The organism is Thalassotalea sp. ND16A, from assembly GCF_000764205.1.
GTDB lineage: Bacteria > Pseudomonadota > Gammaproteobacteria > Enterobacterales > Alteromonadaceae > Thalassotalea_A.
Genome location: NZ_JQDZ01000123.1, coordinates 1 through 23,831 on the forward strand (window position 1 = coordinate 1; position 23,831 = coordinate 23,831).

Here is a 23,831-nt window from a genome sequence, read left to right on the forward strand (position 1 = left end):
GCTGACCCAATACCAGCAATGCATACATTCAACGCCTAATACGAGATCATCTAAATAAGGTTTTAATAATTCATGAAGTGCTAATCGATCTGCTTTAATCTGTTGATGTAACACCTTTTTTCCGTCATTATCTAAAATACAAACGTATAAAATGTACGCATGAAGATCGATTCCACAATAATAATTATGAGATTTGGTATAGAATTTCATTTGAGTCTTCTCCTTTTGGTTTTGTCGCCTTGAAGTCTAGTTTAAAGCTGGACTTCAAGGAGAAGGCTCAATAAGTATCAAGTCACTCAAGCGGGAAGATTACAGTTGGCTGTGTTTCACTGCGCTCACTATTTTAGCCAACTATAAATAGCCGCTTAAGGTTGAGTATTCTTTTGCTGGCCAACATAGAAATGCTTTAATTGCTAGAGATATAACGGCTGAAACAGAAAGCTCCAGTTTGGACGATTTAACTAACTTATCGAATACTCTCCGGATTATGGAATCAAGGATATCGGTACTTTGCTGCTGAGACCTTGAGCAGTTGGGCTTCATCACAAATTGATAAAGGGGTTATTACAAATCAAGCTGGGTATTACACACGTGAAGCCATATATGCAAATTTAATACTTAAAGCAAAAGAATTAGGTTTCGAAATCGTTTCATACGACCAGCATAAACCAACCAAGCTAAATACTATAGATGAACGCGAAACTAATGCTGCACTAACTATCAAAGAAAAAATCTTTGATAAAGACCCTGATTCAAAAAAATGGGACATAAGTGTTTTTTGGCCAAGAACAACTTACTTGAATGGGCGCCCAAGTCGGGCCTCTTTAGATAGAAAAAAATACAGCTTAGACTCAAATGACTGTAAAAACTTATATCCTTGTATGGTTGAAGTGTTTAAATTCAATCGCACAGATGAAGTTCCCTTGGATAGAGTTATAATTTCATCTAAAGAAGAGCCCAAGACAGTATTTTTATCTCAAGGAAATAATATTATTGTAATGAGTGATAGTAATGGGAATCTGATTCGAAAAATCACCGTTCAGAATTAAAAGTTATCAAGCTGCCAACCAAGGGCAAAATTCAGTTGGCTTTTGCTCCTTCGTCGCTTATTTTAACCAACTATTTTTAGACTCTTAGGAAGGCGTTATGAGTACTACATATGAGTATTAATCTCCGGCCACTTAACAAATATGACGCTAATTATTCGGAGGTTATCGATCTTTATAAAGAAGCTTTTCCGGAAGCTCAACGCATATCTACATGGATTCTTAGATACAAATTGAGAAAAGGAAAAGTAGGATTTAACATACTTTATGCACATGATGATTGGATTGGTCTCATCTATGTAACTGAATATAAAGACATTATATTTGTACAGTTTTTAGCAATAGCAGAATCTTACCGCTCTGGTGGTTTCGGTAGCAAAGTACTAGATTCAATGAAAAATATGCACTTCGGAAAAAGAATTGTTTTAAACATTGAGGAGCTTGATAAACAAGCAAACAACAACCAGCAAAGAATAAAGCGTAAAGCTTTTTATGAGAAAAATGGGTTCTGTACTACAGGGTATATTGTGAAGGAACCCGGAGAACAACTTGAGATGCTGATATTTGCTGGGACGATCAGCAAAGAAGAGATAGAAGCAATGTACAAGAACCTTTTTGGTCGTATCCTTGGATTCTTTTTTAGACCTAAAGTCATAAAAATCTGAAGGAGCACCTTTGCCACGTACCTCAAAACAAGGCAATAAAGTCGATTCGTAACAGTTTGCTCGAAGTGAGCAGGCCATTAAAAACGGTAATATATTTTCTAATGAGGAAGCCAAAGAGAAAATGAATAAATGGCTGAAGTAACATGGACAGCCCCAGCTCTTAATGATCTTATCGAGAAATTATTGCTATCTTTGTCGAACTTTCTATAAAGTAGAGGAAAATCATACTTTTATTTTACATGTAAGGCGACAAGAGCGAGAGCTTAGAAAGTTTATTTTAAAGAGTTAAGGTATGGCTAACAAGATTCTTAACAGGACAAATAACATCGTCATGGTTTTTGCAAAAGCACATGCCAATATAGTTTGCCTCTTAATGAGGCGTTAGGGGAAATGAGGGTTACATGAGACTACTACTAATATTATCAATGTTTGCATCATCAGTACTCGCATCAAAATTTGACATAAATACTTACTCTACCTCTTTAGAATTTGCTCAGGTTACACATGTTCTCGCTACTCAGAAGCCAGATGGCAGTTGGTGTTTTGGTACATCAGTTCGACACAATGACCAAGGCTGGGAACATTATGCAGATGGCTGGGAAGTTATAGATTTAGAGGGTAATCAACTTGGATACCGTCAACTTGTTCACCCTCACGATAATGAACAACCATTTACGCGCAGTCAGTGTAATATCAAAATTCCATCAGAAATATCTAAGGTAATAGTACGAGCCAAATGTAATAAACATGGATTTGGTGGTAAACCGTTCATCGTTGACCTAAATTCTATTTAGGTAGTGATATATTCGGTTAAGCGGCTCAATTAGGCAACTTTTCACCTAACAAGAAAACACACAAGGACACGTAACAGTTGGCTACGTTTCGCTTCGCTCATAATTTTAGCCAACCATTACTTAGTCTGTTATTTGGGCGCTAGGCATAGATTAAATGGAAATCAGTGTAAATTTCAAATCAGACCTATTCCATCCGCATCTTCCGGATGAAGCGCAAGTGAATCCTGGAGTGCATGGAGCTGAGTTAGCTTGGTGGCTCGGGAAAGAACTTGCTGCTAGAGACGTTGTCACGTCATATCCTGAATCGGAAGATTGGGGTTGGTTTATTGAGTATATTATTGATGATAATGTATATTCAGTTTGTTGTGGAAATGTAGAAAATAGAAGAAATGAATGGCATATATATTTAGATCCACATGCTAAAAGCTTGTTTGGGCGAAACAAAGCCAAAATGGAGCATGCCAACGTACTTATTTCCACTTTAAAAGAGCTGTTAAATGAAACAAAAGAAATCACAAATATTGAGTGGAACGGTGTAGGTGCCTAACAAGTAAGAAAAACAAGGGCTTAAAACAGTTTACTGTTTTTCGCATCTCAAATTTTTTGCCTCTTAATGAGCCGTTATAGCGTACTTCAGGTTTCAAGCTTAAAATTTGATGTAATGTACTCGCTAAGTTAAACGAGAGCGATTATTATGTAACGCAGACTAATTTTTAGAAGTGGTAATGTATGTCTTTTCCTCCTTGCCCAAGTTGTAAATCTGAATTCGTTTACCAAGATCAAAATCACTTAATTTGCCCTGAGTGTGCACATGAGTGGAATCCGTCGGAAATTCTTTCCGAACAAGCTTTAACGATTAAAGATGCCAACGGCACGCTACTAGATGAAGGTGATAAGGTCACGTTAGCTAAAGATCTCAAAGTAAAGGGCGGCTCTCAAGTACTCAAGATTGGTACAAAAGCAGTTATTAAGCGAATTGTCGACGGAAAGGATCACCAATTAGATTGCAAAGTTAACGGTGCGGGCGAAATGATGGTGACGGCCAAATTTGTGAAAAAAGCCTGAGTAAGGCTTAGCCCTGCGCTATAACAAACCAATTAAAACGGGACTGCTAACAGCTTGCTCGGTTCCGCTACGCGACACATTTTAGCAAGCCATTATCAGTCCCTTATTCGGACGTTATGAGTAAATCAAATGAATAGAGTTATCATTTTATTGTTAGTTATGGGCTTATTTGGTTGTAGTAAGTCACTAGATATTCAGTTAGAACCTGAAGTGCACATGTTTCTTAGCAATGATACCAAGCAGAAGATACCTATTACTCAGAAAGATGAAGTCTATGTGGTTCTCAACGAATGGCTACATGAGAACAAGGACGGTTGGTATGCCACTTCTGGTCGTTACCCTGGTGGCGTCTACGTTAAATCTGGCAACTATGGTATTCAAGTTACTGAGTCAAAAGTTGTTATTTACTCAACCGTAACTAATGATCCAAAAGCCATCTATATCCAAGAAATTAACAAAGGTGAGTTAAGTGCAATATTAAATTTTGCTAAATAAACTCATAACCGGCTGTTTAAATGGGAAAAATACAGTAGGTTGTTTTCGCTCCGCTCAATATTTTAGCCAACTGTTTTCGCCGATTCGCAATAATTAAGAGTATCGATGAATATCAGCTTTAGAAAAAGCCACACTTAAAGACTCTGAAATAATAGGCTCGTTGGTGGTAGAACTTACAACTGAAATTTGTGAGTTAACAAAAGCACAGCATTTTGATATTGATCTCAATGGTACAATTCAACGCTGTCATGAACTAATTAGGAATGGCCACTATTCAGCAATTATTGGAGTCTGTGACAATAACCCGATTGCTGTAGTTACGCTCACAGAAACATACGCATTATACGCAGGTGGCAAAATTGGTGTAATTCAAGAATTTTATGTTTCTCCTGATTTAAGAGCTTCTGGTGTAGGTTCAATGTTAATTGAGCAGGTGCAAGGCTATGGAAAGAAACAAAATTGGTCATGTATTGAATTATGTACTCCGCCTTTACCTGAGTTCGAGCGTACATTGAAGTTTTACCAAAAAAACGGTTTAATTCCTGTTGGAGGTCGTAAAATGAGGCAGTCATTGGTGTAAATAATTGCTAGCAAGGTATTCAAACGGACAAAATGCAGTTGGTTGTTTTCACTCCGTTCAACATTATAACCAACTACATATAGTCGCTTAATGTGGCGTTAGGCAGACATAAAAAGGATCGCCAATGTATCGGAATTTTTTAATCTCAATCTTTATTCTTTTATCTTTCAACAGCACCGTTCATGCGGTCGAGTTTACGGAAGGTGATTACTATATAGAAATTGAAGGGGACGCTACTAAAAGCAAAGAAATCACTGAGTTTTTTTCCTTTTTTTGTCCTCACTGTTTCAAACAAGAACCTCTAATGAAAGAGTTAATTGCATCTTTACCTGCTGATGCAACCTTTAAGAAAAATCATGTTGACAGTATGCCGGGACAAAACATCGAAATCGAACAAGCGTTAACTAAAGCTTTAATTACAGCTGATATTTTAAAAGTGAAAGAAAAAATTGTTGCTGCCATATTTCAGTACATACACAGTGACAAAGCCAAATTTAATGACGAAAAAGAGATTAAAAATCTATTTCTAATTAATGGTGTGGACGGTGATCAATTTGATAAGACATTTGCGAGTTTTTCTGTAAATACCCAATTTAAGAAAATGCAAAAGAAAACCAAAGCACTGCGTCAACAAGGTATAGGTAGTGTTCCTACACTCATAATAAATGGTAAATACAAACCTGTCACAGGTAAAATTAAAAGCATGGACGAGTACAAAAAACTTATCTCATATTTATTAAATAAACCGGCATAGTTTGCTGTAAGTATGCCTAATAAGGCACTCAATACTTACAGGTTACGCTTGCTCGTTGCCACGTTGTTCCACATTTTAGCACACATTACTTAGCTCCTTAGTGGGGCGTTAGACATCACGGGGTATCGCGGCATGATTGAAGCAAGTTGTCACTGTGGCAATGTAAACTTTGAGGCCAGGCGCAGTATGATAAAAAAACTTGATAATTCGAATGAAGAAGTCGCAAGTCAAATTTTCACTATATTTCAAAATTCTTATAAAATTGAAGCTCAACTTATAGGTGTTCTTGATTTTCCTCCACTATTGCGAAGCGCTACAGATATAGAAAATTCAAAAACACTGTTTTATGGCTTTAGTGAAAATGAATGTCTCGCAGCAATTATAGAGATTGTGATAGAAGATAAGCACTTAGATATTTGTAGCTTAACTGTTGACCCGAATTATTTTAGGAAAGGTATCGCAAACAAATTAATAAGCTATGTTCTGGGGATAATTGATTTTTCAGAAGCTATTGTAGAAACAGCGGTAGTAAATATACCAGCAATAAATTTATACAAGAAACATGGTTTTGTTGAATTTAAAAGATGGACTCCATCGCATGGCATTCAAAAACTAGCAATGTCGGTTAATACGCTCTCTAAAAAGCAAATTAAGCTGGACGTATAACCGTCGGCCGTCGTTCGTGCCTCAATATTTTAACCAACTAAGTTTTACCCTTAACTCTGCCGCAGTTCTTGAGCGTTAGCGCTATATTGACTACAATAACTCACTTTTTATTTAATCCAGGCACTAACATGAACGATACTAAATCGCTACCAGCTTTACCGGATCGCCTTTCGGGTAATCCCCGTAGCCCACATCATGTGGCAGAAATTTTCGAGCACAATATTGGTATTCGGCTGAACGGCAAAGAGCGTACCGATGTGGAGGAATATTGCATCAGTGAAGGTTGGGTAAAAATTCCTGCTCCTAAGGCGTTGGATCGTCGAGGTCAACCGCTTCTAATAACGCTAAAAGGAACGGTTGAAGCCTTTTATCGTTAAGTCGTTTGGCTCTTCTGGTTTTCACTTTGGGGGAGTCGGCATATAACAAATTATTTAAAGGGACAAAAAACAGTTGGCTTCCCTTTTTCGTCACTAATTTTAGCCAGCTAATTAATTAACTGAGCGCTTTGCTCTATAACAATAAAAAATCAAGGGATAATTAATGAAAACAGCATTACTAGCAACCATAATCGCAACGACTTTATTAGCCGGTTGTTCTTCAGTTCCAATGGAATCAAAAGAAACAACCGATCTGGCTAAAGAGTTTAATGCTCCATCCAAAGATACCGCTGGTATTTATGTATACCGTAAGGATACTTTTGTTGGTGCAGCTCTTAAAAAAGATGTGTGGATTGGTAAAGATTGTGTTGGTGAAACAGCTAAAGGGGTTTTCTTTTATAAAGAAGTGCCTGCAAACGAAAAGCTTGAGGTATCAACCGAGTCTGAATTTTCTCCTAATACGCTCACTATTAACGCAAAAAGTGGAGAGTTATATTTTGTTGAGCAATTTATAAAAATGGGAGCTTTTGTCGGAGGGGCAGACCTTGAGCTAGCTCATGCGGAATCTGGTAAATCAGAGGTTCTAAGGTTAGGTATGGCTAAAGGCGGTAACTGTAGCTCTGTATTACAATAATTGCCTAACAAGAGGTTATGCGACAATAGTTAACTTTTAACTGTTGTCGCATCCCACATCACACCGTCTCTGAGCAGAGGATTCAAGATTAAAATCATCTTCCTAATACGCGCAATAATCTGAAACTCCACTGTTTTCATCTTCAATTAACATATTACGCAAAATTAGTATTTTGGTTTCTTGATCTTCCTGTACCCTAGCCCGGCTCTGATAACTTCACTAGCCGAACCATAACGGCCAGTGTTAAGTTGTTGATTTATAAATTGATCAAAATGTTCGCCTAATGTTACGCTGGTATTTTCAGCCGTTTATTGCGGCGTTAGCTTTCAAATTAACAACGGAGAAAAAATGAAATTACGTAGTATTTCGATAGCTTTTATCGCTATGATTTTAAGTTGCTCATCTGTAGCAAACGATAATATTGATGTGTATAAAAAAGAAATAGAAACTGTTATTGAAACTTTCAGGTTAGCAATCATTAATAAGGATAGAGAAACATTCAAATCTCTTTTTTATAGTGAAAGTATCCCATGGATTGCAGTATTTAGTGATGAAATGATAAACGCCAAACGAAAACTAAAACCAGATTTTCCACGTTCAGTCAATTTTGGAAAATATGGAGCTCCAGTGAAAATGATTTCCGAAAAAGATCAACAAGAAGAAAAAATCTGGAATATTAAAATTGAATCGGATGGTTACTTAGGCTCTGTGCATTTTAATTACAGCGATCACAGAAATGGTATTAAAAAAGCGTTTGGAACAGAAGCTTGGGATTTAATCAAAGGTGAATCAGGTTGGAAAATTGTCTCCGTGATGTACACCGTAACAGAGATTCCCCAAGTTATTGACAGTGCAAGCTTGCAAGTTGAGCAAACGGAAAAATAACCGTTGCGCATTACTGCGCGATTATAGCCAACCTTATTTTCTGCTCACGCAAGACGTTAGCCATATTACCAATGAGGCACCAGTTTGAAACTATATGTATTACTCATGTTCAGTCTCCTTAATAGTGGTTCTATTTGGGCCGATGAATTAACTGCCGATGATAAAGCATTAATTCAGCATTTAAAGCGAACAGATTATGTTTTATCTACAGCCTTAAAAAATTGTACAGATGAAAAACTGAAGCGCATTAATGAGAAAGAGTTTATTTTTTCTGCGGCGTGATATATTTATTCAAATGCAGAGATATACAAATATATTAATCAAATATTGAAAGATTATGGTGTTGATAGTGATGCCATTGTAAAACAAGTGATATATGCAACCGATCTTGAGGGAATGGATGATAAAACAAAACCAGAAGTGCTCGACTGGGGAGGTTCAGGTACCCCTCTTGTTTTGTTGACTGGTCTAGCTCTTAACGCCCATACTTTTGATAATTTCGCACCGTTGTTTACCGGCTCATACCGGGTTATCAGTATCAGTCGAGTTGGACACGGAAACTCTGATGCTCGCAAGAAAGACTTTTCAACGAGTCGGTTGGTTAAAGATATTATCACTGTCATGAAAAATAAGAGCATTGACAGTGCGATTTTTTCAGGGCACTCCTTTGCCGGAACTGAATTAACCTATCTGGGCAAGCATTTTCCGCAGAAAGTAAGGGGCTTGATTTACATTGATGCTGTGCAAGCTCTTGAATACCTACCGAAAGTTCAGGAGTCATGCCCTGATGTTGGTCAAGCCAGTATTGATTCACATGGTTACGCCGGAAAGTTAGCGATAATTATGAATAATTGGCTTTCGAGAACCTTTGCCACTAAGTCACTCGAACCGGACAAATAATGCATGGATGCTGCAGTTGGTACTGAGCAAGTAGCCCATCCACAGGGTGAAGCTAGCATATTAGTTATAGAATCAGCCGGCAGCGTTTCAGTAATTAAAGCATGGCTGTAGTTAGTTTCACTTACAACGTTTAGCCAACTATAATTTGTCGCTTAATGTGGCGTGATATTTCAGGAGAGTTTTGCATTTGCCCAAGTTAAGAGATTTAAAAGGATTAGGTCCGAAGTCAGAGCAGTTACTGATTGAAGCGGTAGAAGGAGCTGGGGGTAATATTCAAGATGTTATCAGAACCCGAATAATGCTTACCGACATATCTCGCTGGAAAGAAGCCGCACAAGCTCATGGCGAGTTATTCTCAACGATTAAACCAGCTTGTACGTTTGTTGAGATAAGTCAATTCATCGATAAGCAATGGCTAGTAGAAACCGAAGTTGACTGTGTTGTAACTTAGTGATTAAACAAAAACTTAAACCCTATCGTAATAAATACATATCCGTGCTGCTCCTATCTATGATTCATGTACTTTTTGTCGCGGCCGCGAATGCTAACCCTATGGTCAAAACCATTGAAGACGTTAAGCTGAAGCTTGGCGCTGATGTTGGTGTTGCCGTTTATGATATCTCTTCAGATGACCTTTGGAGCTACAATGGTGATACTCGCTTCCCGCTAATGAGTACTTTTAAAACATTAGCGTGTGCGAAATTACTCGTCGACATTGATAATGGCGAGCAGTCTTTTGACACCTCTGTGGTGATAAAGAAAGCATCTCTTGTTACCTGGTCTCCCGTTACTGAGAAACATGTTGGCGAGAAATTTTCGCTCAGACAAGCGTGTTCGGCGACAATGATCATGAGTGACAATACGGCAGCTAATATCGTACTCAATGGCATCAATGGGCCAACAGCGTTGACTCAATTTATGCGCTCTATTGGTGACCCAATCACTAGACTCGATAGAGTCGAACCATATTTGGGCGAAGCTCTTGCGGGGGATGTTAGAGACACCACCACACCGAACGCTATGGTAAAGAGCTTACACAAACTACTGTTTGGTAATGCGTTGTCAGCAGCAAATAAAACGCAACTAAAACAGTGGATGACAGATAATAAAGTGTCTGATAGTTTGTTAAGGTCGGTACTTCCCGTCGGTTGGACAATTGCTGATCGCTCTGGTGCCGGAGGTTATGGTTCCAGAGGGATTACTGCGGTGGTTTGGTCTGAACAACATTCACCTCTAATTGTCGCCATTTACCTGACCCAAACAGAAGCGTCTTTTGCCCAGAGAAATAAAGCGATTGCGCAAATAGGCAAAGAAATTTTTAGCTATTATCGATAATAGCAAGTTGCTGCAAATGGATAAATTAGATGTTACGCTCATATATTATGGTGAGCAAGAGTTTAGAATGGAAATAATCATGGAAGTAAAAATATTACACCGTCACAAAGTGGCGGTTCATTTCAGCCTTCTACCATAGTGGTAAGTGTCTGGTATCATTAATACATCTAGATCTGAGTATGAATAATTTAACATGGAATGACTTCCAAAAAGTCGAATTAAGGGTAGGTACAATTATTTCGGTTGACGATTTTCCGACAGCAAGAAACCCATCTTTCATTGTTAAGGTGGATTTTGGCAAGGTGATCGGCATTAAAAAATCTAGCGCTCAAATTACCGATCTTTATAGCAAAGAAAGTTTGCTTGGTAAAAAAGTTATCGCAGTAACCAACTTTCCTGCCAAACAAATAGGGTCAATAATGTCAGAGTGTTTAATTACGGGCTTTCATCGAGAAGATGGTGCCGTTGTTTTATCGGTACCGGATAATGAGATACCCAATGGAACACGTCTTGCCTAAGCGGTTAAAGCGGGGTGAAAACCCGTTAGCGATTATTGCTCTATTCAATATTTTTGCCAACTCAAAGTCTTCCTAAACCGGGTGTTTGTTTACAAGAAGAATTTATATGCACATTCATATATCTGAAAACGTTAAGCTGTCTGCCCTGCTCGAGTCTGATGCGGCAGAAATATTAGACTTGGTGAATACCAGTCGGAGGGATCTGAATAAATTTTTGTACTGGGTTAAAGACGTTAACAATATTGAATCGGCGAGACAATATATAGCAGACAGAGTGAATAGCTCACTGCCTGGCTCTCGCTGGTTTAAGGTTTATTTCAACAACAAGATATGTGGTATTTTTGCGATTAAATCTATTTGTTCTGACTCATATGTGGCGGAGTTAGGTTATTGGTTAGCAAGTGCCACTCATGGTAATGGTGTTATTAATCAAATAACGGATAAGCTCCCTGATATTTTAGCAGATACTAGCGCGAGAATAGTTGAATTCAGATGCCTTGAACAAAACCTGGCTAGTATCAAAGTCGCCTTAAAATCTGGGGCTGAGTTGGTATATTGCATTCCCAATTTTATGGTGGCAAACCAGACTATGCAAAACCTAAATATTTATCGAGTGCAATTACCAACATAAGGCGAAATAGAAACAGGACAGCTAATCGCTTGCATTGTCCACTTAATCCCTCTGGTTTTTGCTGGAGCTTTGCAAGCAGAATTGTTTGAAGTAGATGGAGGTGATATAAAAGTAAGATCGTTAGCTTATAGCGGCTATCAAACGGGCATTGTTCAATCAGACTTCATTCATGTCGTGTTAAGAATACTCTCTGGGCGCACCAGTGCACAGAAGCTCAAGTAATCGCAATTAGTGTTAGCGCAACTTGAAACGGCAGGGTTGACTAATTGCTCAATAACCATAGAAGTTGTAGATATCGACCGTGCTAGTTACTCAAAGCTGGTCCGTTGAACATAACAATTTAATAACAAAGGATGTTCTAATGCTTAAATTCATATTTAGCTTGTTGGTATTTGTTTCAATCTCACTTAATGCGCAGCAACTGGGCGATAACAATTTTAAACCTAAAAACACAACCAGTACATTTTCAAAAACAGAATCGCCACTAGTACTGTTGGATGAAGCTCATCATAATTTTCATACTATGGATGGCAGATATCAACCTTTTGTCAAAATATTGCAGAGTGATGGCTATTTAGTAAAGAAAAATAAGGCATTATTCTCTAAGGAAAGTCTGGCCCATGCGGACATCCTGGTTATTTCTAATGCCCTGAGTGCGAAAAATGTAAAACATTGGAGTTTGCCCAACTATTCCGCATTTTCGAGAGAGGAAATTGAGGCGGTTTATCACTGGGTAAAAGATGGCGGCTCACTATTTCTGATTGCCGATCATATGCCGTTTCCGAAGGCTGCAGAGGGGATGGCCGCGATTTTCGGGTTTCAATTTAATAATGGTTATGTAGAAGATCTCAATAATAAAGAGCAGATGTTTGAACAAAGTCGTGGGACTTTAGCGGCTCACCCAATCTTAATCGGAACCGGTAGTAAAGAAGAAATAAAAGCAGTAAAAGCATTTACCGGACAAGCCTTTTTATCGCCACCAAATGCGAAGCCGTTATTGGTTTTTGCTGATTCAGCAATTTCACTTATGCCGAAGAAGTCATGGAAATTTCCTCAGGGTACACCCGAGATATCCGTGAACGGCTGGCATCAAGGTGCGACCTTGGAATTTCATCAAGGAAGAGTTGTGATCTTTGGTGAAGCGGCCATGTTTACGGCTCAAATGAGTGGTAAAGCGAAAAGAAAGATGGGCGTTATTGCTGATGGTGCCGAGCAAAACGAACAGTTCTTATTAAATATCATGCTGTGGTTAGCAGGAAAAATTTAACCAAGGATTAAAATCTCTTCTTGTGGCTTACGCTGCAAGATTTCTAAATTCAATAACAAGGAAATGTAATGAAAAGGTTTGAATATAAGATTGTTGACACTCGGGACGTTCCAACGGGTGGTATGTTTAAGGGCAGGAAACGCGAAGATGTTGAAGCGTACCTCTGCTCTCTGGGCTTTGAGGGATGGGAACTGGTAAATGTGGATTTCCGTGAGCTTGAAGGTGGACTAGAGTTCGCTGGCGTTATGAAAAAAGAAGTTTAACAAAAATAAAATGGAAAAGGCATTTACTGGTATCTTTGCAGCCGATTCGGTCGTTAAAACCTTGGTTCTTTGTGTATTAACCATTGGCGCCTTTTTAATGGTCAAACTCTATCGCTTTTCATACCAAATTAACCACCATACAAATTTAAAAATATCTAATGTTTTCATTGCTATAACCATTGTTTTATTTGGTGTTTCTTTGGCGAGTTTAATTTATGGCCTGGTTAATCTGGACAATCCGGTTATCTTAAAAAGCTCAATTGGTGTTCATCTCATTTCCAGTGTGTTTGATGTCATTTGGATAATCATGGTACGTAATCGTATTAATTTAATTGCCGGTGCCAATAAAGGTGACAAACTTTGGTTAAACCCACTTATCACCTCAATTTTTCATGTGATCTACATGCAATATAAAATAAATCAGGGATTGCTTAAGAGTGCAACCTAACACGCAAACAAAGCTGATTTTTAATTTGTGGCGGTGTTCGCGGAGCACTAAATTTAGCAAACTCGTTTAAGCTGACGTTAAACTCTCAAGCTAAGTGTGGAGTAAAATTCAAAAATGAAAACAATAGGCATGCTTGGCGGCATGAGCTGGGAATCTACGGCGAGCTATTATAAAGCGATAAATGAAGGGGTGAAAAAGGCTCTTGGTGGTTTACATTCAGCAAAAATATGTCTTTATAGTGTAGATTTTGACGAAATTGAAACCTTACAGCATCAAGGGCGATGGGATGAAACAGCGAAAATACTGGCAAAGGCAGCCCATGCCGTAGAAGCCGGCGGCGCAGATTTCCTGTTAATTTGTACCAATACAATGCATAAAGTAGCGCCCGACATTGAAGCTGCGGTGGCAATACCGCTGCTGCACATTGCCGACGCCACCGCTGAACAGTTAATCGGTGACAAGGTGAAACGTGTCGGGTTATTAGGGACAAAATTTACCATGGAGCAAGACTTTTACAAAGCTCGGCTCACCGATAAATTTGGCATTAACGTTATTGTACCAGCAGCTGAACAGCGGCAAGTCGTGCATGACATCATCTATTCTGAGTTATGCCTTGGCAAGGTCACTGAGCAGTCCAGAGTAAAATACCTGGAGATTATTGAGCATTTGTATGAGCAAGGAGCCGAAGCCGTGATTTTAGGCTGTACTGAAATTGCCCTGCTAATAGAGCAAGAGCACACTAAGGTACGCTTGTATGACACTACCGAAATACATGCCGAGCAAGCGGTAAAGGCTGCGATATCCGAGTGAATGGCAAGGTCAGCAGCTAATTCCGCACTTGGTAGCATTGGCATGATGTTTAAATTTGTTTTTTAATCGCCTTTAACTGAATGTGCATCGCCTTTATCTGAGTTTTTTGCTGTTGCTCAGTTAAGTTTTGATATTCGAGTTGGATAAAACAATCACTTAGCTGGGTAAAGTTGCTGGCAACATTCGGTAAACTTCGATTCACCAGAACAACAAAATCGCTCACCGACATCGCTTTTGGCTTTTCTAGCCCTTTGCCAATTAACAAGCTTAATGCTTTTTGATACAGCTTTAACCACGGTGAAAGCCCCTTAACCGGCACTTTTTGTTGCTGTAGTAGCCACAACAATATCATTACCACTGAAAATGCCAGGCCGATAAGCAGGCCGGTTTTCCACGGCAGCATTTGACCAAACCAGCGCGACAATAATTCTATTTGCTGCTTAGATGAAAAACCAATTACCCATTTTGTCCATTGATAATCCATGGCGGATAATTTTAATCTTACTGCATTTAACCACTTCGAGTTTTTATAATTTGAAAGGCTAAAAAAGTTGTCACTTAAGCTCGACTGTTCGTTGATTAACTGTTGTGAAAAGCCACTCTCAACGCGCTCAGGATCAACGACAGCGGTTGGATCAACCCGTTTCCAGCCGATGCCTTGTAGCCAGATTTCGGTCCATGCATGGGCTTCATATTGATATATCGAGTAATAGTTTCCCTCGGGGTTGTATTCGCCCCCCATATAGCCCGTCACCATGCGCGCAGGAATGCCGGCAGCTCTCATTAAATAGGTAAAGGCACTGGCATAATGTACGCAAAATCCTGTTTTAGTGTCAAAATAGAATTGATCTAAACTATTCGCCACTAACGTTGGCGGCTTGAGCGTATAAAAATATTGTTGTTGTCTAAATTGTCCGAGCACCGCTTGCACCAGGTCATTATTATCGGTATACAATTGTCTTAGCCTGAGCGCTTCTTGCTCTAATCTGGGGTTACTACCCGGCGGATATTGCAGGTTTCTTGCTTTCATTTCCCTGGTTAGCGTTATATCTAAAGGGGCTTCTAAAAAACTGTTTACCTGGTAACTTAACGTTTGACTGATAATGTCTTTACTTTGCAAGGTAAAGTCCGGTCGCTCAATAATGACGGATTGCGCCATTGGTTGCGGGTTCACCACCGCAATATCTAAACCAAAAAGCCAACGCCTGAAACTGGGTTGGGCGATCACTTGGTAGCTCAACGAAGGCCCGCTGACTTGTGGTATATATTGCTGGCTGTTTTCTGCGTCTAACCAAGCTCGTCGCTTTTTATCTTCGCTGCGTAACCAGCTTGTTCCGTTATATTGATCTAACACCAATGCTCGCCAATATAATTGCGAATAGAATGGTTTTTCGTCATTAAAAGTCACCCGAAAAGCCAACTCATTTGAGCGCGCCAAATTGGCAATATCTCCCGGTGTGACATTATCGGACAACCCCGTTTTCGCTGAGTTTGCCAAAGGAACTTGCCAAAAAGGTGCTAACCGTGGAAACACAACAAATAACATCAGCGCTAACGGTAAACTTTGCAGCAGCATTTTGCCACAGCGTGTCAGGATATGAGACACGGTTTCAGTGGGTGAAAAAAAGTGCAGCAGCAAAGCAAAATTAAACACGATGATTAACGCCAGTACGCTGGTAAAGAGCAGTGATTGTTTGAATATTAACGCAGTAGCAAGAATGAATAAGCCTAATACAACCAACTGATAAAAGTCTTTCCTGCTATTGAGTTCTAAGGCTTTTAAGGCATAGGAGAAACAAAGCAAATGTAACATCGCCAGTAACAAGCCCAGCTGCATACTGGTGATCGCAATGGCGGTACAGCCGCTGAGGGTTAATAACAGAAAAATAAACCGCTGAGGCTTACTGCCTGGTTGCCGAATCAGTAAAACTCGCCACGCCAGGCAAATAAATATCGTGGCTAACATCCAAACGCTTAATTGTTGCGCAACCATCGCGATATTGAAGACTTGGCTGAAGAGTAATAACCAGGCTGTGGTGAGATTGATTTTAAAGAATCGTGTTTTTTGCTCTACCGCCTGAATTTCTGAGCGGTTACCTAAAAGTAGTGTATTAATCATTGCCTTTAAGACCTCACACTAAAGTCTGCTAAGGCCGTTAAACATTCATGCATATGTTGCAGACCATCATTAGGAGGAATTTTCACTGTGCCCAGGTTAAGGCCAAATTGCTGTGCGGTTTTACTGTATTCAAGGATGATATAGCACAGCAATTGCAATTTACTTTCAATATCATTGGCGGGCATATCTTGTAAATTTAGCCAACACAAGTTGCCCTGACTTTGTTGATAGTGTTTGGTAAACCTGCCTTGCCCTTTCGCTAGTTGCTTCCAGGCGATACGGGATAGAGGCTCACCCAACACATAGTTTTTAAGTTCATAAAAATCATCATTGCCGTTGTTGCTGCTGGTTGCGTTTTCATTACTGTCAAAATCGGCTGACATGGCGGGCAATGCGCCATTAATGGCTTTAATTTTAGGATAAACAATTGCCTGACATTGAAAATCTAGCCGGGTCCAGGTAATAAATAAACCAAAACAATATTCACTGGATACTTTTAAGCGACCAGGACAAAAACGGCCACGGGTTTTGCCCAAATAAGGCACTTGCACGGTGTTATTGCCTGGCGAGCAGAGCGGAAGTTGCACGCTGTTTTGTAAATCAAAACTAAAATTAAGGTCAAACCGGCGTTGCGGTGACGTTGTGGTCACCACAAAATTCACTGGTTGATCAACATGTCCCCTGCTTTTGTCCTGGGCTTTAATAATCAAACCCGACAGATTAAAAAAACTGGTCATCATCGCAGTGATGAATAAACTCGCCATTAAGTAACTGAATAACATAATTATGTTATTTTGATAATTGGTCGCCAATAAAAACAAAAGTAAAACAAAGAACAGATAAGCAAAGCCAAAACGGGTCGGCATAATAAAGATATTTCGGCTGGTTAATTGATGCTGAGCGGCCGCCGGGATACGGCGAGTTAACCAGGCATTGAATCGACCCTGAAACAACTGTGTTATTTGCCTTTTTACTTGTGCCGGTAAGCTTGCTGACTTATATTCAGCGTTATTTTCAGAACCCATTAGGTTAGTGCGGACCTGGCTCATAATGACTTATACCTGTTCATATTTAACTTTAACAATTAAGTGGGTTAAGCACATCAACCTGTTGTAGTATTTGCTTAGCAATATTATCGGCTTGCAGATGATCGCCAAAATGGGAAAATTCTTCGGTACCGGTTTCAATTCGGTGTAAACAAACCGCCATAAACACCGCCTGAACATCTTCCGGTAAAACATAATCTCTGTTTTCCATAAAAGCCCATGCTTTTGCTGCGCCCAATAGCGCTTTGCCTGCCCGTGGCGATAACGGTTTCGCATTAACATCAGCTTGCCGACTCACCTGACACAAAGCAATAATGTACTCAAGAATACTGTTTGCCGCCGTTACTTTGCTAGTAGCCTGCTGCATCTGCTGTAATTGTTCGGGCGAAATGCATGCGGTTAACTGAGTTAATGTTTGATGATTGTCTTCGCTCAGTAAAATGCGTTTTTCAGCGTCAACGCCAGGGAAACCTAGCGAAATCCGCATCATAAAACGGTCAAGTTGTGACTCAGGTAAAGGATACGTGCCGGAGTGGAACAAAGGATTTTGCGTTGCGATAACAAAAAATGGACTGGGTAACGCATGAGTTGTACCGTCAATGCTAACTCGCCTCTCTTCCATGGCTTCTAATAACGCACTTTGTGTTTTCGGACTGGCTCGGTTAATTTCATCGGCTAAAACCAGTTGATTAAATATCGCGCCTTTATGGAGCTCAAAACTTTTATTGTCACTATTATAAATCGAAACCCCGATCACATCTGCCGGTAACAGATCACTGGTAAATTGGGTTCTTTGATAACTCAAGCCTAACGTTTTAGCCAACACTTGCGCTAACGTGGTTTTGCCCATGCCGGGCAAGTCTTCAATTAAAATATGCCCTCTGGCCAATAAGCAGGCGAGTGACAATTTAATTTCTTGCGGCTTGCCTAAAACAACAGAGCCTACCTGGGATAAAATAGTTGCAATCAAAGTTTGCATACACACCAATACCTTTTCTTTTTATATAATCGATACGGTAGCACCAATTGCACCAAGTTTTCATTGTTTTTATCTGAGGATAGCAAGTTGATTAAATATTGATCGTTGCAGACTCTAATGTTGTATGCAAAAGTATCCGTATTATTAGGCCATTTGGAGATATCATTTGCTATGAAATCGTATTTGTCGCTACTCTCTGAGGTTCGAGCCTGCACCCTTTGCAAGCCGCACTTGTCGCTAGGTCCAAGGCCGGTTCTGCAGTTGCATCCGCAAGCAAAAATACTGATTGCTGGGCAAGCACCGGGCAAAAAGGTGCATGAGTCAGGCGTGCCGTTTGATGATGCCAGCGGCAATCGTTTACGCGAGTGGCTGGGGGTGACACGTGAGGTATTCTACGATCCGGAACAAATTGCTATCTTGCCGATGGGCTTTTGTTTTCCAGGTTCAGGAAAGTCTGGAGATTTACCGCCACGACCCGAGTGTGCGCCGGCCTGGCGAAACCAGCTGCTTCAACAACTTGGTAATTTGGAAATTACCTTGGTGATTGGACAGTACGCACAGGCCTATCATTTAGCGGACGCAGGTTTGTCGGTGACCGAACGGGTAAAGTCGTGGCGAACTTATTGGCCAGATATGGTTCCGCTGCCACACCCCAGCCCGAGAAACAACCTTTGGCTGCGTCGAAATCCGTGGTTTGAAACCGAGGTGTTACCACCCCTTCGACAACGGATATCGGCTATTCTCGCCCGCTGAACGCACATAATTAGCTGTTGATCGGTAGCTAATTCGTTGTTAACGTTCAGTTGATTGGGATGAGATTTACTTTGGAGCGCAAATGGGGTTTAAATTTTGGTTTACGAGATTTATCAAGGTGTTCTTGGCAATCACAGCTGTTCTATTTATTGTCGAATTGCTAAAGCAGCATTCCGTTCAACAATCGCTTATGTTTGCCGTTACCTGGGCCTTCATTACCACAGCGATATTTGTCGGTTCAAGACTCTATCAACCCCGCAAAGGCATTGAATGTGCACTGTGTAATGATACCCCGGAAACGAATGATAATAATATAAAAAAACATGGAGTTAAAATGAAAGTTTGGTTATCAATGTTGGTTAGTTTCATGCTGTTACTGCCCTTCCCGGCCCGTTCAGCAGAGCAAGAGTTTAATTATGATGATTTCATTAATAACTATTTTGCCGCATGGGTGAATGTGCAAAACCCCAAGGCTAGCACCGATGATTTAGAACATTATTTGTCTTTTTTAACCGACGATGTTGGTTATCAACATTTGCCTTATTCGACTGATGATAGTCGCCAAGAGGATGGTAAAAAAGGGCTGCGCAAAGGCATGACCTATTATTTAGGTATCCATACCGAATATTCGGCCAAACTCACCAATACTGCCTATGGGCATAACGTGATTATGATTGAGTTTGATACCCAGGCAAAAGGGGTACACCCAGATAATGGTCAACTGATGACGTTTAATCACCATTCTTTTGAGGTGTTAGAAATTGACAATGGCAAAGTATCTGTGATCCGTCATTACAGCAAATAATTCAGACCATAAAATGTTAAAGCGGAGCCAATTACCACTGACAGTAATCGCTCCGCATAACATTTCAGGCAAAGAAGATAGGGGCTTTATTTGAGCGTTATGCGTTTAACTCCCCGCTTCAGCACCTTCACTATAGCCCCCTTATTTTTACTATTTCATCCTTAGCAATGCCCAGAGATTCTAAAAATAATTGATGCTCTTCCGGCTCCATCTTTTCAAAGTTTTTATGCCAGTTTGTCATGTCATTCTCACTAAACCCGGTAGCTTTCATAATTTCTACCCAACGTTCTTTGGTAACCATGTTTTTCTCCACTAGTTCAGGTTGTTGTAGCAGCGCTACGATAGCGCTTTGCTGTTTGCGGAGTGCCAAAATGTTATATTCAAGCTTTTCAAATTGTGCTTTCAATATTTCTGCTTGGCAAACTTCACTTTCGTGATCAAGAAGTGTTTCTATTTCTGCAACAGGTATGCCAAAAGAGCGAAAACGAATGATGTCGTTAAGCCGGTTAATCTCACTTTCCCCGTACCACCGATAGCCATTTTCTGAGCGTACCGTTGGTTCTAGCAAGCCGGCACGCTCGTAATAAAGTATGGTTGCACGTGACACCTTGCACGTTTTAGCGAGTTTGGTTACTGTAAACATAATATTCCTTTTTCCTAACCGCACGACTACTATCAACCCTGAACCTATAGACGGGTCAAGCAAAGTTAGTATAGTATTTTTGCTGTAAAATAAGTTGCTCTAAATGGCAAATGCTCAGCAGCAGAGTAACTGTGAGGTTTATAAAAGTGGTAGTTATTTGTTATCTTGGTAAAGACTATTAACAACTCAAGATAGTTAGGATAAATTAAATGGTATTCGAGAAACGTTCATCTTTGTTTTTTAGAAGAATAACGGCAAGCGGTACATTACTGCTTGCTATGGTTTGGCAACATGCGTTTGCCGTTGAAAGCCAAGCGGCAGATATGTACACAAAAGCGGTGCAACACGAAAAAAGATTAAGCAAAGACATCGAGTTCGACAAAAAAAGAAAACCCGCCGATATTTTACCATTCACTCAAATAAAAACCGGTGATTCGGTTTTAGAATTGGGGGCTGGCGGTGGTTATACCACCGAGCTGGTATCCTGGTTAGTGGGTGATACGGGCAAGGTGTATGCTCACTTTCTTTATAATAAAGCGCGCTTAAAAGATAATCGACTAGCGAATGTAATACCGCTGCGTGATCATTCACTGATAGAACACAATACTGTGCTAGAGGAGATAAATGTCGGCGAAAATGATTTAGATGCCATCATTATTTTCTTTGTTCTGCATGATATTTATCTTAACTCGGAAATGAGCGAGCAATTATTAACGACTCTCTACTCATCGCTTAAGCCAGGAGGAAAGTTAATCATCCTCGACAATGCGGCAAAACCTGACGAAGGACTTTCCCAAATTGGCACGCTGCATCGAATCGGTGAAAATTTTGTCAAAGAGGAATTTGTCAAAGCTGGCTTTGTCATCGACCAGACAACTGATGTACTCAGAAATAAAGCCGATCAGCACACCAAGCCTTGGGGCGATTTTAACGGGTTGCAAGATAGGTTTGCCATCCGTTTTAAGAAACCTGAAAGTTTGTAAACCAGTGTTGCGGCATTTTACGGTTACGCCGATGCCGCGATAACAACCTAATAGAAAAGGAAAATTCATGTTAAAAAAAGCCCTGTTGTTCGCACCCCTATTTTTTCTTAGTGGTTGTCTTGTTGTTCCTGAAACGGATCAAAGCCAAGAGTATCAATGCGCATTATCAACAGACAAAAAGGTGCTGAAATTAGTCAACTTAACCGAGGGTGACACTAGCTTCTATGAATGGAATGATGAGCTGTTGGCGATTATTTCAGTGCCGACCTCGGCCATAATTTCAGGTACTTATGTGTTGGTTAACAATGTCTATCACATTGGTGAAAAATACATTAAATGCAGTTAAGCCCTAGTTCATCAAATTTCAAAATAGTTTAATAAGGAAAGTTCATTGTACCAATTGTATTACTATCCGTTGAATGCCAGCATGGCGCCTCACTTTGTTCTTGAAGAGTTAAAGGTCGACTATGAATTGATCACTGTGGATAGAAAGAGCAATGCGCAAAAATCTAGCGATTACTTAGCATTAAATCCTGCTGGCAGGATCCCAACGTTAATTGCCGATAAGTTGGTTATTTTTGAAAGCCCAGCCATTTGTATTCACTTGGCCGAAACTCATCCTTCAGCCAATTTAATTCCCCCAGTTGGCGACCCGAATAGAGCACTTTTTTTGCAATGGATGATGTATTTAACGAATACGGTGCAAGCTGAACTTATGGTTTATTTTTATCCGCAAAAGCATACCACGGATACTAGTTCAGCGAGCCATATTGCCACAGCTCAAGAGCAGAGAATAACGGAGATGTTTGAACTTCTTGATGATGAATTAGAGAACAAAGATTTTCTGGTGGGGAACAGCATTTCTGTTTGTGACCATTTTTTATTTATGCTCGCGGTGTGGGCTGATGAATTTAATAAGCCACCTTTGTCTTTTAACAACCTTTCCCGGTATCTCTGCAATTTAGCGAAACGTGATGCAATTATTAAGGTGTGTAAGCAAGAAAATCTTAGCCTTAAAAATTATCAGTAAGTTGCTTACTTTTGAACACTTTAGCACTTTCATATTCCATGTCGGTTTATCGTCGGCTTATTGTCAGGGAGTTGTCGTGGTATTTATTCCCTTTTAACGGGATGATTTTCCTGACTTTTTTAATGTGGGATTACAGTTATGACAATTTCTAAAACAAAAATAATTCAGTTACGCAAAGATCGCGGTTGGTCACAAGAAAAATTGGCGGCCATTGCCAGCTTGAGTGAAAGGACCATTCAACGAATTGAAAAGGATGGCACTTGTTCTTTAGACAGCAAAATGGCGTTGGCTACGGCGTTTGAGCTATCTCCGGCTGAATTGTCAGCCAGCGATGAAAAATATGTTCAGGAAAGTGCGGTCAAAACCGATTGGAGTGGTGCCTTTGGTTTATTAATACTGGGTATGGCGATACCACTTATCATTTTGCTCACCGGTACTAATGGCCCTTGGGAAGTCGCTAGCTTTACTATCGTTATCGGCTTAACGGTGATTTTGTCGATCATGACTTATGGTGCTCGCAATACCCATAAGTTATTTGATAAAACCTCGTGGATTGTTCGCTATCCAACGCGAGTTTCAGGCCTGAATGAATTAATTGTGCAAGCCCAAACCGCCATTAGTAATGCTTATATAATCGGCGTTGTTGCCTCTGTGGTCACCACCATTACGTTAGCGGTGCACAAACCTGAGATGTTAGGTAACTATCAGGCTTTTATTGCCGTGGTATTGAAACCGATTTTATACGCGATACTTTTTTCAGAATTTTGGTTTCGACCGTATAAACGAAAAATGGAAAAAATGTTACGTTGTCAATTAGGGGAATAATTTTGGGGTGCTATATGCAGGTTGTATTCTTACTTAATGGCGTCTTGATATTAAACTGATTAAAAAGAAAACGATAATAATGGGAAATTATGAAAGTTCATTTATTAGGATCGAACCAAGAGCTCGATGGCGTAGCAAAGGTGTTACTGCAATTGCGGCCGCAATATTCATCAGCAACAATTATTGAGCAAATCAAACAACAGCAACAGTCAGGTTATCAACTGGCATATGTAACAGAAAAAGGTGAAGTTACCTGCGTTGCCGGCTTTGTGGTTGGTGAAAAGCTGGCTTGGGGCAAACACATTTACATTGATGATTTGGTAACCTGTGAACAGCACAGATCAACAGGGGCCGGTAGTCTTTTGATCAATTGGCTTAAAGACTATGGTCAGCAAATTGGCGCTAAGCAGTTACATTTGGATTCTGGTGTACAACGATTTCCAGCACATCGATTTTATTTGAGAGAGCGGTTTGATATTGCCAGTCACCATTTCTCCTTCAGTATTGATAGTTAA

The 23,831-nt window shown here is 40.0% G+C and carries 33 protein-coding genes and 2 pseudogenes; 29 read left to right on the forward strand and 6 right to left on the reverse strand.

From position 1 onward, the window contains the following. Nucleotides 1–210: pseudogene (locus ND16A_RS21790) on the reverse strand (IS110 family transposase); the annotation flags it as partial. Between the two features lie 314 nt (nt 211–524). Between ND16A_RS21790 and ND16A_RS01730 the strand changes: the two are divergent. The 11 genes from ND16A_RS01730 (at nt 525) to ND16A_RS01680 (ending at nt 7,076) form a co-directional block, all read left to right on the forward strand. Then, nucleotides 525–1,049 (forward strand): hypothetical protein, encoded by a 525-nt coding sequence (locus tag ND16A_RS01730; protein WP_033079176.1) that lies wholly within the window; start codon nt 525–527, stop codon nt 1,047–1,049. A gap of 110 nt (nt 1,050–1,159) precedes the next feature. Continuing rightward, nucleotides 1,160–1,711, forward strand: coding sequence for a GNAT family N-acetyltransferase (locus ND16A_RS01725; RefSeq protein ID WP_033079177.1), 552 nt, complete (start codon nt 1,160–1,162; stop codon nt 1,709–1,711). Nucleotides 1,712–2,136: 425 nt separating this feature from the next. Then, a complete protein-coding gene (locus ND16A_RS01720) occupies nt 2,137–2,505 on the forward strand; it encodes a hypothetical protein (RefSeq protein WP_235282244.1) in 369 nt (122 codons plus the stop codon). Nucleotides 2,506–2,659: 154 nt separating this feature from the next. Continuing rightward, nucleotides 2,660–3,052, forward strand: a complete 393-nt coding sequence (locus ND16A_RS01715) for a hypothetical protein (protein WP_033079179.1) — start codon at nt 2,660–2,662, stop codon at nt 3,050–3,052. 182 nt (nt 3,053–3,234) lie between these two features. Then, nucleotides 3,235–3,570: a zinc ribbon domain-containing protein YjdM gene (locus ND16A_RS01710; RefSeq protein ID WP_033079180.1), complete on the forward strand. Its 336-nt coding sequence runs from the start codon at nt 3,235–3,237 to the stop codon at nt 3,568–3,570. A gap of 129 nt (nt 3,571–3,699) precedes the next feature. Then, entirely contained in the window at nt 3,700–4,065 is a 366-nt protein-coding gene (locus tag ND16A_RS01705) for a hypothetical protein (protein WP_033079181.1), read from the forward strand. Nucleotides 4,066–4,228: 163 nt separating this feature from the next. Continuing rightward, nucleotides 4,229–4,645 carry a GNAT family N-acetyltransferase gene (locus ND16A_RS01700; protein WP_235282247.1) on the forward strand — a complete coding sequence of 139 codons (417 nt, stop codon included), beginning with the start codon at nt 4,229–4,231 and terminating at the stop codon, nt 4,643–4,645. Nucleotides 4,646–4,769: 124 nt separating this feature from the next. Then, nucleotides 4,770–5,399, forward strand: coding sequence for a thiol:disulfide interchange protein DsbA/DsbL (locus tag ND16A_RS01695; RefSeq protein ID WP_033079183.1), 630 nt, complete (start codon nt 4,770–4,772; stop codon nt 5,397–5,399). Nucleotides 5,400–5,585: 186 nt separating this feature from the next. Further along, nucleotides 5,586–6,065: a GNAT family N-acetyltransferase gene (locus ND16A_RS01690; protein ID WP_033079184.1), complete on the forward strand. Its 480-nt coding sequence runs from the start codon at nt 5,586–5,588 to the stop codon at nt 6,063–6,065. Between the two features lie 128 nt (nt 6,066–6,193). Beyond that, entirely contained in the window at nt 6,194–6,442 is a 249-nt protein-coding gene (locus tag ND16A_RS01685; protein WP_033079185.1) for a DUF3297 family protein, read from the forward strand. A gap of 163 nt (nt 6,443–6,605) precedes the next feature. Then, nucleotides 6,606–7,076 (forward strand): DUF2846 domain-containing protein, encoded by a 471-nt coding sequence (locus ND16A_RS01680; RefSeq protein WP_033079186.1) that lies wholly within the window; start codon nt 6,606–6,608, stop codon nt 7,074–7,076. Nucleotides 7,077–7,178: 102 nt separating this feature from the next. Here ND16A_RS01680 and ND16A_RS20820 read toward each other — a convergent pair. Further along, nucleotides 7,179–7,381, reverse strand: a pseudogene (locus tag ND16A_RS20820) (type II toxin-antitoxin system ParD family antitoxin); the annotation flags it as partial. Nucleotides 7,382–7,424: 43 nt separating this feature from the next. Between ND16A_RS20820 and ND16A_RS0119725 the strand changes: the two are divergent. The 11 genes from ND16A_RS0119725 to ND16A_RS01640 all read left to right on the forward strand — a co-directional run bounded on the left by ND16A_RS0119725 (nt 7,425) and on the right by ND16A_RS01640 (nt 14,133). Further along, a complete protein-coding gene (locus tag ND16A_RS0119725) occupies nt 7,425–7,961 on the forward strand; it encodes a hypothetical protein (RefSeq protein ID WP_052073308.1) in 537 nt (178 codons plus the stop codon). Between the two features lie 84 nt (nt 7,962–8,045). Continuing rightward, on the forward strand, nt 8,046–8,243 hold the full coding sequence (locus ND16A_RS21175; RefSeq protein WP_152593934.1) for a hypothetical protein: 198 nt from the start codon (nt 8,046–8,048) through the stop codon (nt 8,241–8,243). 45 nt (nt 8,244–8,288) lie between these two features. Beyond that, nucleotides 8,289–8,861: an alpha/beta fold hydrolase gene (locus ND16A_RS20425; RefSeq protein WP_052073309.1), complete on the forward strand. Its 573-nt coding sequence runs from the start codon at nt 8,289–8,291 to the stop codon at nt 8,859–8,861. 187 nt (nt 8,862–9,048) lie between these two features. Continuing rightward, on the forward strand, nt 9,049–9,312 hold the full coding sequence (locus ND16A_RS01675) for a Rid family hydrolase (RefSeq protein WP_235282249.1): 264 nt from the start codon (nt 9,049–9,051) through the stop codon (nt 9,310–9,312). A 59-nt stretch (nt 9,313–9,371) separates the two neighbouring features. Next, nucleotides 9,372–10,196: a class A beta-lactamase gene (gene bla / locus ND16A_RS01670; protein WP_033079187.1), complete on the forward strand. Its 825-nt coding sequence runs from the start codon at nt 9,372–9,374 to the stop codon at nt 10,194–10,196. Nucleotides 10,197–10,375: 179 nt separating this feature from the next. Further along, on the forward strand, nt 10,376–10,714 hold the full coding sequence (locus ND16A_RS01665) for a tRNA-binding protein (protein ID WP_033079188.1): 339 nt from the start codon (nt 10,376–10,378) through the stop codon (nt 10,712–10,714). Nucleotides 10,715–10,820: 106 nt separating this feature from the next. Next, nucleotides 10,821–11,345, forward strand: a complete 525-nt coding sequence (locus tag ND16A_RS01660) for a GNAT family N-acetyltransferase (protein WP_033079189.1) — start codon at nt 10,821–10,823, stop codon at nt 11,343–11,345. A 301-nt stretch (nt 11,346–11,646) separates the two neighbouring features. Then, nucleotides 11,647–12,612: a DUF4350 domain-containing protein gene (locus ND16A_RS01655; protein WP_152593935.1), complete on the forward strand. Its 966-nt coding sequence runs from the start codon at nt 11,647–11,649 to the stop codon at nt 12,610–12,612. A 68-nt stretch (nt 12,613–12,680) separates the two neighbouring features. Continuing rightward, nucleotides 12,681–12,875, forward strand: coding sequence for a DUF4177 domain-containing protein (locus ND16A_RS01650; protein ID WP_033079191.1), 195 nt, complete (start codon nt 12,681–12,683; stop codon nt 12,873–12,875). Nucleotides 12,876–12,885: 10 nt separating this feature from the next. Continuing rightward, nucleotides 12,886–13,323, forward strand: coding sequence for a hypothetical protein (locus ND16A_RS01645; RefSeq protein WP_033079192.1), 438 nt, complete (start codon nt 12,886–12,888; stop codon nt 13,321–13,323). 114 nt (nt 13,324–13,437) lie between these two features. Continuing rightward, a complete protein-coding gene (locus ND16A_RS01640) occupies nt 13,438–14,133 on the forward strand; it encodes an aspartate/glutamate racemase family protein (RefSeq protein ID WP_033079193.1) in 696 nt (231 codons plus the stop codon). A gap of 49 nt (nt 14,134–14,182) precedes the next feature. Here ND16A_RS01640 and ND16A_RS01635 read toward each other — a convergent pair whose 3' ends face one another. Genes ND16A_RS01635 through ND16A_RS01625 form a run of 3 tightly spaced genes read right to left on the reverse strand, consistent with a single transcriptional unit; the run spans nt 14,183 to nt 18,277 of the window. Continuing rightward, nucleotides 14,183–16,252: a transglutaminase family protein gene (locus ND16A_RS01635; RefSeq protein ID WP_052073310.1), complete on the reverse strand. Its 2,070-nt coding sequence runs from the start codon at nt 16,250–16,252 to the stop codon at nt 14,183–14,185. 5 nt (nt 16,253–16,257) lie between these two features. Then, nucleotides 16,258–17,301 (reverse strand): DUF58 domain-containing protein, encoded by a 1,044-nt coding sequence (locus tag ND16A_RS01630; RefSeq protein WP_081945692.1) that lies wholly within the window; start codon nt 17,299–17,301, stop codon nt 16,258–16,260. A gap of 28 nt (nt 17,302–17,329) precedes the next feature. Further along, nucleotides 17,330–18,277 (reverse strand): AAA family ATPase, encoded by a 948-nt coding sequence (locus ND16A_RS01625; protein ID WP_033079194.1) that lies wholly within the window; start codon nt 18,275–18,277, stop codon nt 17,330–17,332. A 171-nt stretch (nt 18,278–18,448) separates the two neighbouring features. On the opposite strand from ND16A_RS01625, the gene ND16A_RS01620 reads away from it, so the two are divergent. Further along, entirely contained in the window at nt 18,449–19,030 is a 582-nt protein-coding gene (locus ND16A_RS01620; RefSeq protein WP_033079308.1) for a uracil-DNA glycosylase family protein, read from the forward strand. 124 nt (nt 19,031–19,154) lie between these two features. Next, nucleotides 19,155–19,835: a hypothetical protein gene (locus tag ND16A_RS21795; protein WP_235282251.1), complete on the forward strand. Its 681-nt coding sequence runs from the start codon at nt 19,155–19,157 to the stop codon at nt 19,833–19,835. 130 nt (nt 19,836–19,965) lie between these two features. Here the strand turns inward: ND16A_RS21795 and ND16A_RS01615 are convergent, their stop codons facing one another. After that, nucleotides 19,966–20,478, reverse strand: a complete 513-nt coding sequence (locus tag ND16A_RS01615) for a MerR family transcriptional regulator (protein ID WP_033079195.1) — start codon at nt 20,476–20,478, stop codon at nt 19,966–19,968. Nucleotides 20,479–20,687: 209 nt separating this feature from the next. Between ND16A_RS01615 and ND16A_RS01610 the strand changes: the two genes are divergently transcribed. From ND16A_RS01610 to ND16A_RS01595, 5 genes are all read left to right on the forward strand, one after another. Further along, nucleotides 20,688–21,461, forward strand: coding sequence for a methyltransferase domain-containing protein (locus ND16A_RS01610; protein ID WP_033079196.1), 774 nt, complete (start codon nt 20,688–20,690; stop codon nt 21,459–21,461). A 67-nt stretch (nt 21,462–21,528) separates the two neighbouring features. Continuing rightward, complete coding sequence (locus ND16A_RS01605; protein ID WP_033079197.1) at nt 21,529–21,807, forward strand: hypothetical protein; 279 nt, start codon at nt 21,529–21,531, stop codon at nt 21,805–21,807. 45 nt (nt 21,808–21,852) lie between these two features. Beyond that, the gene (locus tag ND16A_RS01600) at nt 21,853–22,491 is read left to right on the forward strand and encodes a glutathione S-transferase family protein (protein WP_033079198.1); all 639 of its coding nucleotides are present in this window, start codon (nt 21,853–21,855) and stop codon (nt 22,489–22,491) included. A gap of 138 nt (nt 22,492–22,629) precedes the next feature. Continuing rightward, nucleotides 22,630–23,316: a helix-turn-helix domain-containing protein gene (locus ND16A_RS20430; protein WP_052073312.1), complete on the forward strand. Its 687-nt coding sequence runs from the start codon at nt 22,630–22,632 to the stop codon at nt 23,314–23,316. Between the two features lie 89 nt (nt 23,317–23,405). Further along, nucleotides 23,406–23,831, forward strand: a complete 426-nt coding sequence (locus ND16A_RS01595) for a GNAT family N-acetyltransferase (protein ID WP_033079199.1) — start codon at nt 23,406–23,408, stop codon at nt 23,829–23,831.

Bases quoted from the DNA above. Each gene is read 5' to 3' on its own strand.
- ND16A_RS01725 (WP_033079177.1), top strand. From the start codon at position 1,160: ATGAGTATTAATCTCCGGCCACTTAACAAATATGACGCTAATTATTCG.
- ND16A_RS01720 (WP_235282244.1), top strand. From the start codon at position 2,137: ATGTTTGCATCATCAGTACTCGCATCAAAATTTGACATAAATACTTAC.
- ND16A_RS01715 (WP_033079179.1), top strand. From the start codon at position 2,660: ATGGAAATCAGTGTAAATTTCAAATCAGACCTATTCCATCCGCATCTT.
- ND16A_RS01710 (WP_033079180.1), top strand. From the start codon at position 3,235: ATGTCTTTTCCTCCTTGCCCAAGTTGTAAATCTGAATTCGTTTACCAA.
- ND16A_RS01705 (WP_033079181.1), top strand. From the start codon at position 3,700: ATGAATAGAGTTATCATTTTATTGTTAGTTATGGGCTTATTTGGTTGT.
- ND16A_RS01695 (WP_033079183.1), top strand. From the start codon at position 4,770: ATGTATCGGAATTTTTTAATCTCAATCTTTATTCTTTTATCTTTCAAC.
- ND16A_RS01690 (WP_033079184.1), top strand. From the start codon at position 5,586: ATGATAAAAAAACTTGATAATTCGAATGAAGAAGTCGCAAGTCAAATT.
- ND16A_RS01685 (WP_033079185.1), top strand. From the start codon at position 6,194: ATGAACGATACTAAATCGCTACCAGCTTTACCGGATCGCCTTTCGGGT.
- ND16A_RS01680 (WP_033079186.1), top strand. From the start codon at position 6,606: ATGAAAACAGCATTACTAGCAACCATAATCGCAACGACTTTATTAGCC.
- ND16A_RS0119725 (WP_052073308.1), top strand. From the start codon at position 7,425: ATGAAATTACGTAGTATTTCGATAGCTTTTATCGCTATGATTTTAAGT.
- bla (WP_033079187.1), top strand. From the start codon at position 9,372: ATGATTCATGTACTTTTTGTCGCGGCCGCGAATGCTAACCCTATGGTC.
- ND16A_RS01665 (WP_033079188.1), top strand. From the start codon at position 10,376: ATGAATAATTTAACATGGAATGACTTCCAAAAAGTCGAATTAAGGGTA.
- ND16A_RS01660 (WP_033079189.1), top strand. From the start codon at position 10,821: ATGCACATTCATATATCTGAAAACGTTAAGCTGTCTGCCCTGCTCGAG.
- ND16A_RS01650 (WP_033079191.1), top strand. From the start codon at position 12,681: ATGAAAAGGTTTGAATATAAGATTGTTGACACTCGGGACGTTCCAACG.
- ND16A_RS01645 (WP_033079192.1), top strand. From the start codon at position 12,886: ATGGAAAAGGCATTTACTGGTATCTTTGCAGCCGATTCGGTCGTTAAA.
- ND16A_RS01640 (WP_033079193.1), top strand. From the start codon at position 13,438: ATGAAAACAATAGGCATGCTTGGCGGCATGAGCTGGGAATCTACGGCG.
- ND16A_RS01635 (WP_052073310.1), bottom strand. From the start codon at position 16,252: ATGATTAATACACTACTTTTAGGTAACCGCTCAGAAATTCAGGCGGTA.
- ND16A_RS01630 (WP_081945692.1), bottom strand. From the start codon at position 17,301: ATGAGCCAGGTCCGCACTAACCTAATGGGTTCTGAAAATAACGCTGAA.
- ND16A_RS01625 (WP_033079194.1), bottom strand. From the start codon at position 18,277: ATGCAAACTTTGATTGCAACTATTTTATCCCAGGTAGGCTCTGTTGTT.
- ND16A_RS01620 (WP_033079308.1), top strand. From the start codon at position 18,449: ATGAAATCGTATTTGTCGCTACTCTCTGAGGTTCGAGCCTGCACCCTT.
- ND16A_RS01615 (WP_033079195.1), bottom strand. From the start codon at position 20,478: ATGTTTACAGTAACCAAACTCGCTAAAACGTGCAAGGTGTCACGTGCA.
- ND16A_RS01610 (WP_033079196.1), top strand. From the start codon at position 20,688: ATGGTATTCGAGAAACGTTCATCTTTGTTTTTTAGAAGAATAACGGCA.
- ND16A_RS01605 (WP_033079197.1), top strand. From the start codon at position 21,529: ATGTTAAAAAAAGCCCTGTTGTTCGCACCCCTATTTTTTCTTAGTGGT.
- ND16A_RS20430 (WP_052073312.1), top strand. From the start codon at position 22,630: ATGACAATTTCTAAAACAAAAATAATTCAGTTACGCAAAGATCGCGGT.
- ND16A_RS01595 (WP_033079199.1), top strand. From the start codon at position 23,406: ATGAAAGTTCATTTATTAGGATCGAACCAAGAGCTCGATGGCGTAGCA.